This window comes from Streptomyces sp. NRRL B-3229, from assembly GCF_000719505.1.
In the GTDB taxonomy this organism is placed as follows: Bacteria; Actinomycetota; Actinomycetes; order Streptomycetales; family Streptomycetaceae; genus Streptomyces; species Streptomyces griseorubiginosus.
The window spans coordinates 207,346-220,046 of the sequence record NZ_JOGP01000006.1 but is presented as its reverse complement, the minus strand read 5'-3'; the positions used below and the strand labels follow the sequence as shown (position 1 = coordinate 220,046).

Sequence of the window (12,701 nt, the reverse complement as noted above, 5' to 3'; positions counted from 1 at the left end):
ACGTGACTGAGATCGAGATCGGGCGCGGCAAGCGCGGCCGCCGGGCGTACGCCTTCGACGACATCGCCGTCGTCCCCAGCCGTCGTACGCGCGACCCGAAGGAGGTCTCGATCGCCTGGCAGATCGACGCCTACCGCTTCGAGCTGCCCTTCCTGGCCGCCCCCATGGACTCGGTCGTCTCCCCGGCCACCGCGATCCGCATCGGCGAGCTCGGCGGCCTCGGCGTGCTGAACCTCGAAGGCCTGTGGACGCGGCACGAGGACCCGCAGCCGCTGCTCGACGAGATCGTCGGCCTCGACTCCGAGACGGCGACCCGGCGGCTCCAGGAGATCTACTCCGCCCCCATCAAGGAGGAGCTGATCGGCGCGCGCATCAAGGAGGTGCGCGACTCCGGCGTGGTCACCGCCGCGGCGCTCTCCCCGCAGCGCACGGCGCAGTTCTCCAAGGCCGTGGTGGACGCGGGCGTGGACATCTTCGTCATCCGCGGTACGACGGTCTCGGCGGAGCACGTCTCCGGTTCGCACGAGCCGCTGAACCTGAAGCAGTTCATCTACGAGCTCGACGTCCCGGTGATCGTCGGCGGCTGCGCGACCTACACCGCCGCCCTGCACCTGATGCGCACCGGCGCGGCGGGCGTCCTGGTCGGCTTCGGCGGCGGCGCGGCCCACACCACGCGCAACGTGCTCGGCATCCAGGTGCCCATGGCGACCGCCGTGGCCGATGTCGCCGCGGCCCGCCGCGACTACATGGACGAGTCCGGCGGCCGGTACGTGCACGTGATCGCCGACGGCGGTGTCGGCTGGTCCGGCGACCTCCCCAAGGCGATCGCCTGCGGCGCGGACGCCGTGATGATGGGCTCCCCGCTCGCCCGTGCCACCGACGGCCCCGGTCGCGGTCACCACTGGGGCATGGAAGCGGTCAACGAGGAGCTGCCGCGCGGCAAGAAGGTCGACCTCGGCACGGTCGGCACCATCGAGGAGGTCCTCACCGGCCCGTCGCACATCCCGGACGGCTCGATGAACTTCTTCGGCGCGCTGAAGCGGGCGATGGCGACCACCGGGTACAGCGAGCTGAAGGAGTTCCAGCGCGTCGAGGTGACGGTGGCGGACTCGCAGCACAAGCGGTAGCGGCAGGGCTTACGGCGGCTTGAGGGCCGGTCATCCCGGGTGGGGTGGCCGGCCTTTTGCGTGCCCAAGTGGACTGGTGGGGGCGTGTGTTGAGGGGAGGGGGCGCGTGGTTGCGTTCGGGGCGAATGTGGGCCGAACGGGCGTAATGGGGCGGTAGTGTCCTTGATCGGTGACCCGCTCTTGGGTCGCCCCCTTCCAAGGAGCACGTCTCCGGACCCGGTGGCCCGGGGCCCGGCCCGGAGCTCCAGCGGACCGCCCACCGGGCTTACTGGGCGGCGTCACGGAAGGGGGCGTGCCCATGGGCCGTCACCGCAAGCCCACCCGTTGGGACCGGATTCGTCTTCGGATGGTCCAAAGCCGAAGGAGGTGGGTTCTGCGGATCTTTGGCTGGTGAGCGGCCGCCCCCATAAGAGGTAGGGGCGGACACCCGTAAACCAGCCAGGAGCCTGCCGCAGTAAGCCCCTGCGGTGGGCTCCACCTTGGTGGCGTGATGGTGAGCAGCCGTCCCTACAGACAGTAGGGCGGACACTCAGTGATCCATCCACGGGCCTGCCGCAGTTCCCGCTGCGACCGACCCCACCTGTCTCCGTAAGGTACCCGCGCGGCGCCCTGCTTGCCACCAGCACCAGAGCCTGCCGCACCCACGCGCCCCCCGTCACCACCGATGCGCCGCCCCTTCGCCGGGCACCGGCAGCGTCAGAGCGCCGCCTTCCTGGCGCCGGTGAAGGCGACGTACGCGGCGATCGCGAAGAACACGAACGTCAGCGGGTCGGCGTCCGCCTTCCAGGCCTGCTGGAGGACGTCGAAGTGCTGGAAGAAGAGTTCGCTGAAGCTCAGCGTGGTCTCCTTGGCGCCGATCATGGCCTCGCCCACCAGCTGGCCGATGTAGACGGAGCCCAGCGACAGGACCGCGCTCGCGACCGGCAGCACGGGGTTGCGGCCACCGAGGCGCCCCGCGGCGAGGCCGACCAGGAAGCCCACGCCGACCGCCGCCCAGCCGATCTCGTGCTTGGTCAGGCCGATGATCGCGCCGTAGACGCCGGCAGCGACCACGGCCGCGACGAACGCGGCCACCAGGCCGAGCCCGAGGTTGTTGCGCGCCGGAGCGGGGGCGGCTACGTACGGGAGCCCCGTTGCCGACGGCGGGGGTACAGCGCCCGGCTGCGGGACGTACGGAGCGGCGTCGGCCGACTGCGGCGCGGACGACGGTGTGGCGTCGACCGGCTGGGGCTGCGGCTCGGCGGGCTGCTCGGCAGACGGCTGGGCAGGCGATGGAGCTGACTGGCTCATGACAGAAATCCCCCCACGGGACAGAACGAGCGGAATGGTGAAGCAGAGATGTGTGCGCACAACTGTGCGACGAGTGAGGGGAGGTTAACAGGTGGGTCCGACACAGCCACCTGCGTTTTGACGTCAGAGGCGGTGCGCCGCCCCCGTCGGCGTGGCCCCGCGCGTGTCCAGCAGGAGCTGGGCCTTCACCGACAGTCCCTGGAGGTCGTACGTGCGGTGCTGCTGGAGCAGGATCGTCAGGTCCGCGTCGGCCGCCGCCTCGTAGAGGGAATCCGCGCGGGGGACCGGGCGGTCCAGGACGCTCCAGGACGGGACGTGGGGATCGTGGTAGCTGACGGACGCGCCGAGCTCCATCAGGCGTACGGCGACCTCCTGGGCCGGGGTGGCCTGCTGGTCGGCGAGGTCGGGCTTGTACGTGACACCGAGCAGCAGGATCCGGGCCGCGCGGGCCGACTTGCCGTGCTCGTTGAGGAGGGCCGCGGCGCGCTGGACGACGTAACGCGGCATCTGGTCGTTGACCTGCCGGGCGAGTTCGACCATGCGCAGGGAGCGGCCGGCCCTGCTGAGGTCGCGGGGGATCGCGTGGCCGCCGACGCCCGGCCCCGGACGGAACGCCTGGAAGCCGAACGGCTTGGTCTCGGCGCAGCGGATGACGTCCCACAGGTCGACGCCGAGGTCGTGGCAGAGGACGGCCATCTCGTTGACGAGGGCGATGTTGACGTGGCGGTAGTTGGTCTCCAGGAGCTGGACCGTCTCCGCCTCGCGCGGGCCACGCGCGCGTACCACCTTGTCGGTGAGGCGCGAGTAGAAGGCGGCCGCCGACTCGGTGCACGCCGGGGTGAGGCCGCCGATCACCTTGGGGGTGTTGGCGGGCGTGAAGTCGCGGTTGCCGGGGTCCACGCGGGTGGGCGAGTAGGCGAGGTGGAAGTCGCGGCCCGCGCGCAGGCGCGAGCCCTCTTCGAGGATGGGGCGCAGGAGATCCTCCGTGGTGCCGGGGGGCACCGGGGACTCCAGGATCACCGTGGTGTGCGGGCGCAGGTGCGTGGCCAGGGTGCGGGCTGCCGTCTCGACCTGGCTCAGGTCCAGGCCGCCGTCCGGCCCTGCCGGGGTGGGTGCGCAGATGACCGCCGTACGGACCCGGCCGAGTTCGGCGGGGCCCGCGGCCGTCCGGAAGCCCCCCGAGAGCATCCGGCGCAGTTCGGCGGGGCTGAGGGAGCCGGGTTCGGGGCCCGTGCGGTAGCCGACCGTGGCGATGCCGGCGGCGACGGCGGCCTGGGCCAGGGGCAGTCCGTAGGGGCCGAGGCCGATCACGGCGAGATCTGCGGGCATGGCGGGGGCCGTCCTTCCCAGTAACCGAAGCGGGACAGGTGCGCAAGCCCGGTGGACTGGATGAGCGAGCGCAATGTCAGACTAGGAGTAAATATGACCGAAATACGGGATTGGTTCCGTGTGTCTTTCCGGTCGGCGGTGAGCGCAGGTGGCCTTCGGGGTACGCGCCAGTGAAAGTTGTCCACAGGCTGGGGGCGACTGGTGGCTGAAGTCGGGCGGGCCGGTCAGACTCGACAGGGGTGGGACACGTGTGAGACCGGCGTGACCGACAGCGGGAGGCAGTGGTGAGGACAGCGACACTGGGACCGGCGCAGCGCGCCGAGTCACTCGCATCGATGGCCGAGCGCGAACTGGACGTGCTGGTGGTGGGTGGCGGAGTGGTCGGAGCGGGCACCGCGCTCGACGCGGTGACCCGGGGCCTGTCCGTGGGCCTGGTCGAGGCGCGTGACTGGGCGTCCGGAACCTCCAGCCGCTCCAGCAAGCTGGTCCACGGCGGCCTGCGCTATCTGGAGATGCTCGACTTCGCCCTCGTGCGCGAGGCGCTGAAGGAGCGCGGCCTGCTCCTGGAGCGGCTCGCCCCGCACCTCGTGAAGCCGGTGCCCTTCCTGTACCCCTTGCAGCACAAGGGCTGGGAGCGGTGGTACGCCGGGTCCGGCGTCGCGCTCTACGACGCGATGTCGATGGCCCGCGGGCATGGTCGCGGGCTGCCCGCGCACCGGCACCTGAGCCACCGTCACGCCCTGCGCGTGGCACCCGCGTTGCGGAAGGACGCGCTGGTCGGGGCACTTCAGTACTACGACGCCCAGATGGACGACGCCCGTTTCGTGGCCACCCTCGTGCGCACCGCGACCGCCTACGGCGCCAGGACCGCCAACCGCGCGCGGGTGACCGGGTTCCTGCGCGAGGGCGAGCGGGTGGTCGGGGCCCGGGTGCAGGACGTCGAGGCGGGCGGGGAGTACGAGATCCGCGCCAAGCAGGTCGTCAACGCGACGGGGGTGTGGACCGACGACACCCAGGCCATGGTCGGCGAACGCGGGCAGTTCCACGTCCGTGCCTCAAAGGGCATCCACCTCGTCGTGCCCAAGGACCGCATCCACTCCACGACCGGGCTGATCCTGCGCACCGAGAAGTCCGTGCTGTTCGTCATCCCCTGGGGCCGGCACTGGATCATCGGCACCACCGACACCGACTGGGACCTCGACAAGGCCCACCCGGCGGCCTCCAGCGCGGACATCGACTACCTGCTGGAGCATGTGAACTCGGTGCTCGCGGTCCCGCTGACCCGGGACGACGTCCAGGGCGTCTACGCGGGCCTGCGTCCGCTGCTCGCCGGGGAGTCGGACGCCACCAGCAAGCTCTCTCGCGAGCACACCGTGGCCCATCCGGTGCCGGGACTCGTCGTGGTGGCGGGCGGCAAGTACACGACCTACCGGGTGATGGCCAAGGACGCCGTCGACGAGGCCGTGCACGGGCTGGACGCGCGGGTCGCCGAGTGCGTCACGGAGGACGTGCCTCTGCTGGGCGCGGAGGGGTACCGGGCGCTGTGGAACGGGCGGGCGCGGATCGCGGCCCGGACCGGACTCCATGTGGTCCGCGTGGAGCATCTGCTGAATCGGTACGGCTCCCTCGCGGAGGAAGTTCTCGAACTCATCGCCGCGGACGCCTCGCTGGGCGAACCGCTGCACGCTGCCGACGACTACCTGCGCGCCGAGATCGTGTACGCCGCCTCCCACGAGGGCGCGCGGCACCTGGACGACGTGCTGACCCGGCGCACCCGCATCTCCATCGAGACCTTCGACCGGGGCGTGCGCTCCGCCCGGGAGGCCGCCGAGCTGATGGCGCCGGTGCTGGGCTGGGACAAGGACCAGATCGAGCGCGAGGTCGAGCACTACGAGAAGCGGGTGGAGGCCGAGCGGGAGTCGCAGCGGCAGCCGGACGACCTGACCGCGGACGCGGCGCGCTTGGGGGCGCCGGACATCGTGCCGTTGTAGTCCGGCGGGCGGGCCGTGGCACTCCGGCGGACGTGCCGTTGCGGTCCGGCGGAGTGCCGTTGCGATCCGGCGGACGTGCGCCGGACATCGTGCCGTTGCAGTCCGGCGGAAGGGAGCCGGCCCACTTCACTCGAACGAGTGTCGTGAGCCGGGATCTTCGTTCGGAACCCGGTCGTTCTACGAGGTGCGGGGGCAGAACTCGGCGGTGAGCAGGGCCGGTTCGAGGTCGGGGTCTGCCATCGACGTCGTGTTCACGCGGAAGGTGAGGACGCGGCGGCCGCCGACCGTGGCTGCGGTGCGCACGTAGCTGCCGGTGATGCGGCCGTTGTGCCCCCACACCGTCGTGCCGCACGGCAGCTTCACCGGGAACAGCCCCATGCCGTACAGGCCGTGTGCGGCGCGGGTGTCGGTCATCTCGTGCAGCCAGTACGGGGACAGCAGCCGGCCGCCGAGCAGCGCCGCGTAGAAGCGGTCCAGGTCGGCGAGCGTGGTCACCAGCTCGCCCGCGGCCCCGGCCACCCGCGGGTCGAGCGAGGTGACGTCGGCGCCGTCGGTCGTGTAGGCGCGGCCGTGCGGGGAGGGCAGAGAGGTGCGTGAGCCAGGGAAGGAGGTGCCCGTCAGACGCAGGGGAGCGAGGATGCGCCGCTCGGCCTCGGCGGCGTAGGAGCGGCCGGTGACCTGCTCGATCACCAGGCCGAGGACCACGTAGTTGGTGTTGGAGTAGGAGTAGTGGCCCGGTCCGGGCGAGGGGTGGGTGAGGGCGAGGCGGACGGCCTGACGAGGGCTGAGGGGGACCAGGCCCCCGGTGTCCGAGGTGAAGTCGTGCAGACCGCTGGTGTGGGTGAGCAGGTGGCGCAGGGTCAGGGTGCGGCCGTCGTTGCCGTGCGCTCCACGCAGCAGCCCCGGCAGGTGCTGCTCCACGGTGTCGGACAGCTTCAGCCGGTGTTCGGCGGCGAGTTGGAGGGCGAGCACCGCGAGGAAGGTCTTGGTGATGCTGCCGGCGCGGAAGTGGTCGGCGCGGGCGATGCCGGTACCGGCGGACGCGTAGCGGGTTCGGGTGCCCTCCTCGGCGAGCAGGGCCGCGGCAGGGGCGTGGCCCTGGGCGACCAGCAGCGGGAGCACGGTCTCCGCGGACGGGCCCAGTGGTGCCGACAGGGCGGTCGGCGCGAGGAGGAACAGCACGAGGCACACGAGGGTGGCCGTCGTCGCCCGCAGCGGTGCCATCGGTGATCCTCCCTTGTCGCGGCCCATCATGCAGGCCGCCGAGGGAGGACTCGCGGAGGGGAAAGGGGGGACTTGGGAAGAGCGACGCGGTGACGTGCGTCGGGTGGGTGGCGCCGGACACCTGGACAGAGCGCGTGCGCCCGGCATATGCGCCGAGGTGGGGAACGGTGTCGGCGGGACGTCGGTCGGCGGGGGACCGTCCCACGCGGCCCAGCCACCCCCACGGCATCGGGCACTTGTCGGGTGAGGGACAATGGAGGCTCTGTCAGGGCGGGTTCATGAGGGGACGCATGTCGGACGCGGAGCGGGCGGGAACATCCCGGCAGAACGAGAGCGAGCGTCTCCTCGCCGGGCGGTACCGGCTGGGAGGAGTGCTCGGCCGCGGAGGCATGGGCACGGTGTGGCGTGCCGAGGACGAGACCCTGGGCAGGACGGTGGCCGTCAAGGAACTGCGGTTCCCGGCCAGCATCGACGAGGACGAGAAGCGCCGGCTGATCACCCGCACCCTGCGCGAGGCCAAGGCGATCGCGCGGATCCGCAACACCAGCGCGGTGACCGTGTACGACGTGGTCGACGAGGACGACCGGCCCTGGATCGTGATGGAGCTCGTCGAGGGCAAGTCGCTCGCCGAGGTCATCCGGGAGGACGGCCTGCTGGAGCCGAAGCGCGCGGCGGAGGTGGGCCTCGCGATCCTCGACGTGCTCAGGTCCGCGCACCGCGAGGGCATCCTGCACCGTGACGTGAAGCCGTCCAACGTGCTGATCTCCGAGGACGGCCGGGTCGTGCTCACCGACTTCGGCATCGCCCAGGTCGAGGGCGACCCGTCCATCACCTCCACCGGCATGCTCGTCGGCGCCCCCTCCTACATCTCCCCGGAGCGGGCCCGCGGGCACAAGCCGGGCCCCGCGGCCGACCTGTGGTCGCTCGGCGGGCTGCTGTACGCGGCGGTCGAGGGTGCCCCGCCGTACGACAAGGGCTCCGCGATCGCGACGCTCACGGCGGTGATGACCGAGCCGTTGGAGGAGCCGAAGAACGCGGGACCGCTCAGGGACGTCATCTACGGCCTGCTCAGCAAGGACCCCGCCCAGCGCCTCGACGACAGCCGTGCCCGGGCCATGCTCACCGCGGTGATCCACGGGCCCGAGCCGAAGGAGGCCGAGCCGGAGCCGCCGTCGGACGCGACCCGGGTGGTGCCGCTGCCGGCCCAGCCGGAGGAGCGAGCGGGCGGGGAGCGGCTGCGCGGGGCGCTGCGTTCCATGCGCAAGGCCGCCGGGGCGGCGGCGACGTCCGCGGCCGCGTCACGGACCAAGTCCGGTGGCGGTACGGCGGCTTCGGGCACGGCGGGCTCCGGGGCCGCCGGTTCGGGCTCGGCGGGGTCTCGGGCGGCGGGGTCCGGCGCTTCGGGGTCGGGTGGGTCCGCTTCCGGTGCGTCGGCTTCCGGCAAGTCCGCTTCGGGTGCGTCCGCTTCGGCCGGGGGGAAGGTGCCCGCTCAGGCTTCCGAGCCCACCGCGGCGGCTCCGGCTGCCTCTGCGGCGTCCGCGCCGGTCAAGTCCTCTCCCTCGGCCAAGCCCTCGACGCCGGCCAAGGACGCTCCGGTCTCCGCTGCCGCGTCCTCGGGGTCCACGGCCGGTGGCGCTGCCGGGGTGCGGGACGGGCAGACGCAGCAGGCCAACGCGGTCTCGGACGGGCGTAGTTCGGGGTGGCCCGTGATGACGCCACCGGACGGCCTGGCCCCGAGGCCGGTGCCCAGGGCGCCGCTGACCGACGTGGTGCCGCGGCGCACGCTGGTGATCATCGCGGTGGTCGTCCTGCTCGCGATCCTCGGCATCGTCCTGGCCCTCACGCTCGGCGGCGGGGACGAAGGCACCGACGGAGCCAAGGGGGGCGGCACCAAGGCGACGGCCAGCGCGGGCGGAAGCGCCGACACCAAGGAGGACAAGAGCGGGGGCACCAAGACCGACGGTGCCACCACCGGGTCCCCCTCCTCGGACACCGGTGCGGGCGGCGCGAACACGCCCAGCACCGAGGAGAGCGGCCGGAGTTCGGCCGGGTCCTCGGGTTCGGGCGACTCCTCCGGGGACAGCGCGGTCGCCAAGACGTACAAGGGAAGCCAGGGCTACTCGATAGGTCTGCCGGAGGGCTGGAGCTTCCAGACCTCCGGCTCCGCGGGTGACCGCTTCACCGGGCCCGACGGGCAGAAGCTGCTCGTCGCCTGGACCAGCACGCCGAAGGGTGACCCGGTGGCGGACTGGGAGAACCAGGAGCGGAGCATGGTCCGCGCGCAGTACACGAAGATCCGTATAGCGAAGGTGAGCTACCGCGGCTGGAACACGGCCGACTGGGAGTTCACCTACGTGGAGAACGGGACGAAGTACCGGACGATCGACCGCGGTTTCGTCGTGAACGACCATCTCGGATATGCGCTGATGTACACGGCGAAAGCCGCGAACTGGGGCACTGAGCTGCGCGAGGACACATGGCAGACGCTCGCTCGTACCTTCGAACCGAAGTCGTGAGGCGCTGTCGGCCGAGTGGTCCCGTGTTTGGGCCCTGAGATCTGGAATCCCCTCTTGGCGGGTTGCCTCCGGCACGTATCGTGAGTGTTTGCGAACCGTCCGCATCCAGGTCCGGGCACGGAACGGGCCGTAAGGCGAACGGAATTGACCAACCGGGCGGCCGGGGGAGGCAAAGTGGACGACTACGCGGGTCGGGTGCTCGCCGACCGCTACCGCCTGCCGCTGCCCCCGTCCGACGAGTACGAACTCACCGAGACGCGCGCCTTCGACACCTACAGCGGGCAGGAAGTCCTGGTCAGGCAGGTTCCGTTGCCCGAGGTCGTCGAGGCGGAGGTGCTCGACGCGGAGGGGCTCCCGGACGGGTTCACGGCCCGGGATCCCCGGGGCTCGCGGCGGAGCCCTGGGCGGGGCGTCACGCGCCGGCCCACGGAGCCCGCGGTGCGCAGGGCCGTCGAGGCGGCGCAGGCCGCCGCGCGGATACCCGACCATCCGCGGCTCGACCAGGTCTTCGACGTGTTCGCCGAGGGCGGTTCGCTGTGGATCGTGAGCGAGTCGGTGGCCGCGCGGCCGCTGGCGGCGCTGCTCGCCGAGAAGCCGCTGACGCCGTACCGGGCTGCCGAGGTCGCCTCCGACGTGCTGATGGCGCTGCGGGTGCTGCATGCGCACGGCTGGGTGCACCGCAACATCACCGCCCGCACGGTGCTGGTCTGCGACGACGGCCGTGTGATGCTGACCGGCCTCGCGGTGGGCGCGGCCGAGGAGGCGCTGTGCGGCTATGACCCGGTGCCGGTCGAGGCGGGTGAATGGGGCTCCGGGGACGGGGAGTTCGGGGCCGGGACGCAGGACGCCGGGGCCGGCGGGCACGGGGTGCCGGCCGGGCACCGGGTTCCCGGGCAGGCCGTGGGCGAGGGACCGGTCGGCGGGCCCACGGCGCTCGGCGGGGCGGGCGGATCCGGAGCGGCCTTCGGAATCGGCGCTGTCACGCAGGGAGTGGGGCCGGGACCGGTCTCTGCGGGCGGGTTCGGCGGGAACGATCCCGACCCCGAGGCGGCTCGGCGGGCGGCGATCGAGGCGCGGGAGTCGCGGGGGCTCCCGAGCGCCGGGGTGGAGTCGGTCGACGACGCCGGTTCCGCCGGTGCGTTGGTCCGACGGGAGCCCGACGGCGGCACGGACATCAGGGCGGCGCGGGCGGGGGCGATCGCCGCGTACCGCGCGGGGGCGCGAGCGGCGGCCCGGGTCCAGGAGGCGCAGAACAGCCGAGCGGCCCTCCCGGGAGCCCGCCCGGCACCGGACAGCGACTTCTCGGCGGCGCGGGGCAACCCTCAGGAACTGACGTACCCGGCTGCCGGGGGCCCGGGACAGGCATACCCGGCAGTGGGCAGTCCCGGACAGGCGTATCCGGCGGTGGGCGGTCCGGGGCAGACGCCGTACCCCTCGGGGAACGGCGTCGGGCAGCCCGCGCAGAACGCCGGGAGCGGTATCGAGCATGTGCCCGGGAGTGTGCCACCGGGGCAGATAGCCGATCCCTACGGTGTGCGGCCCGCCTCCTGGCACGGGGCCGTACCGCGCGGTGGGGTCAGCGGGACGGTGAGGGGCGGCGCAGCGGGCGCGGTCGAGGGGCAGGTGCCCGGTCTCGGTGCCGTGCCGACGGGCGGGCCCGTGACCGGAGGTGTCGTGGACGCCGGTGGGCCTGCGGCTGGGCCCGAGGGAGGCGTGGGTGCGGCTCCCACGCGGTGGGACGACCTCGCCCACACGGCTCCCGCCGCCCGCCGTGGTCCCGCCACCGCGCTCGCCGCGGAGCGGGCCCGGCAGGCGCGGATGGCTGTGGTGGGGCCCGTCACCGAGCGGTGGGCGCCCGAGCAGGCCGGGCCGGTGCACGAGAACTGGCAGCTCGCCGCGCCGATCGGGCCCGCGACCGATCTGTGGGCCCTCGGGGCACTGCTGTTCCGGGCCGTGCAGGGACACGCGCCCTACCCCGAGGAGTCGACGGCCGAGCTGGTGCAGCTGGTGTGCGCCGAGCCGCCCGCCTTCGCGGAGGAGTGCGGGCCGCTGCGGCCGGTCGTGGAGTCGCTGCTGCGGCAGGACCCCACCGAGCGCCTGGACTTCGAGGAACTGCGCGGCTGGCTGCGGTCCCTGGTGCGCTCGGCGCCCGAGCCGGAGGCCGGCGTCCATGTGGTGGCCGCGCCGCCCGTGGACAAGAGCCGGTTGCCGATCGTGCGCCGCCGGGGCGAGTTGGTGCGCAGGCGGCGGGCCGGCCTGCCCGCGACCAGTGCGCACGGCCGGCACAAGCGGGCTCGGGAGGAGGCCGGTACTTCGCCGCGCCGCCTGGGCCGCAATCTGCTGCTGCTGATCCTGCTGGTGATGGCAGCGGCGATCGCGTACGCCATGTACTTCATGCCCAAGGCGGATCCCGACGACCAGGGCGCGGACAAGACGGGTTCCACGAGTCAGGCCGGACCCGCCCAGCCGTCGGGCGCGAGCAGCGAGCCCCGGCCTGAGCAGACCACACCCGCGCCGACCACTCCGGAGCCTTCGCGCTCCAGCGGTGCCGCCGAGACCCAGACCGCCGGGCCCGAGGTCGCCGACGGCTTCGTCGTGCGCACGGACCCGGAGGGCTTCAAGGTCGCCGTGGCCAACGGCTGGAACCGCACCCCGAGGAACGGCCGCGGTCAGGTGGTCTACTCCCAGGGCAACTTCGAGCTCATCGTCGTACCCGGGCGGGACACCGCGGCGGCGAACGGCGACGATCCGATGGTCTATCAGCGCGAGAAGGAGCCCGAGCTCCAGCCCTACCGCGACTCCAGCTGGGCCACCGCCACCGGGCTGAAGTCGATCCAGGTGGGCACCAGGAGCATGGCCGAGGGGCAGTTCACCTGGACCGGCGACGACGGGCGCGAGCTGTACGTGCGCAACCTCGCGATGCTGGTCGGCGGGAAGTACCACGTGGTGCAGGTGCGCGGCCCGGAGGCGGAGCGGGACGAGGTGACCCGGCTGTACGAGCAGGCGTCGGCCACCTACCAGGTGACCGGCTGACGGACGCCGTACCGGTGCCGCTTGGTGGCTGACGGACGCCGAATCGGTGCCGCGGGGTGGCTGACGGACGCCGTGGCGGCGCCCCGGGTTCACCCGTGCTTCGCGGAAGCGACAACCGTCACAGTGAGGTCTCCTTGACGCCCCCCTGGTTCCCCTCGCCGCGGGCCGGTCCTTAGTCTGACTGCGTCAAG

Annotated in this window: 7 protein-coding genes; 4 read left to right on the top strand and 3 right to left on the bottom strand. The window is 72.7% G+C overall.

The window, feature by feature from the left end; genetic code table 11:
• Nucleotides 1-2 precede the first annotated feature (2 nt).
• Nucleotides 3-1,127: a GuaB3 family IMP dehydrogenase-related protein gene (locus IF54_RS0111225; protein ID WP_020135750.1), complete on the top strand. Its 1,125-nt coding sequence runs from the start codon at nucleotides 3-5 to the stop codon at nucleotides 1,125-1,127.
• 696 nt (nucleotides 1,128-1,823) lie between these two features.
• On the opposite strand, the gene IF54_RS0111220 is transcribed toward IF54_RS0111225, so the two are convergent.
• Complete coding sequence (locus tag IF54_RS0111220; protein ID WP_030317205.1) at nucleotides 1,824-2,417, bottom strand: hypothetical protein; 594 nt, start codon at nucleotides 2,415-2,417, stop codon at nucleotides 1,824-1,826.
• 123 nt (nucleotides 2,418-2,540) lie between these two features.
• Nucleotides 2,541-3,746 (bottom strand): nucleotide sugar dehydrogenase, encoded by a 1,206-nt coding sequence (locus tag IF54_RS0111215; protein WP_030317203.1) that lies wholly within the window; start codon nucleotides 3,744-3,746, stop codon nucleotides 2,541-2,543.
• Nucleotides 3,747-4,030: 284 nt separating this feature from the next.
• On the opposite strand from IF54_RS0111215, the gene IF54_RS0111210 reads away from it, so the two are divergent.
• Nucleotides 4,031-5,737 carry a glycerol-3-phosphate dehydrogenase/oxidase gene (locus IF54_RS0111210; RefSeq protein ID WP_030317201.1) on the top strand — a complete coding sequence of 569 codons (1,707 nt, stop codon included), beginning with the start codon at nucleotides 4,031-4,033 and terminating at the stop codon, nucleotides 5,735-5,737.
• A 177-nt stretch (nucleotides 5,738-5,914) separates the two neighbouring features.
• On the opposite strand, the gene IF54_RS0111205 is transcribed toward IF54_RS0111210, so the two are convergent.
• Nucleotides 5,915-6,961 carry a serine hydrolase domain-containing protein gene (locus tag IF54_RS0111205; protein ID WP_030317198.1) on the bottom strand — a complete coding sequence of 349 codons (1,047 nt, stop codon included), beginning with the start codon at nucleotides 6,959-6,961 and terminating at the stop codon, nucleotides 5,915-5,917.
• A gap of 290 nt (nucleotides 6,962-7,251) precedes the next feature.
• Between IF54_RS0111205 and IF54_RS0111200 the strand changes: the two genes are divergently transcribed.
• On the top strand, nucleotides 7,252-9,477 hold the full coding sequence (locus tag IF54_RS0111200; RefSeq protein WP_030317196.1) for a serine/threonine-protein kinase: 2,226 nt from the start codon (nucleotides 7,252-7,254) through the stop codon (nucleotides 9,475-9,477).
• A 174-nt stretch (nucleotides 9,478-9,651) separates the two neighbouring features.
• The gene (locus IF54_RS0111195; RefSeq protein ID WP_030317193.1) at nucleotides 9,652-12,510 is read left to right on the top strand and encodes a protein kinase; all 2,859 of its coding nucleotides are present in this window, start codon (nucleotides 9,652-9,654) and stop codon (nucleotides 12,508-12,510) included.
• The last annotated feature ends 191 nt before the right edge of the window (nucleotides 12,511-12,701 follow it).

Coding starts and splice junctions, on each gene's coding strand:
- IF54_RS0111215 (WP_030317203.1), bottom strand. CDS start 3,746: ATGCCCGCAGATCTCGCCGTGATCGGCCTCGGCCCCTACGGACTGCCC.
- IF54_RS0111200 (WP_030317196.1), top strand. CDS start 7,252: ATGTCGGACGCGGAGCGGGCGGGAACATCCCGGCAGAACGAGAGCGAG.
- IF54_RS0111220 (WP_030317205.1), bottom strand. CDS start 2,417: ATGAGCCAGTCAGCTCCATCGCCTGCCCAGCCGTCTGCCGAGCAGCCC.
- IF54_RS0111205 (WP_030317198.1), bottom strand. CDS start 6,961: ATGGCACCGCTGCGGGCGACGACGGCCACCCTCGTGTGCCTCGTGCTG.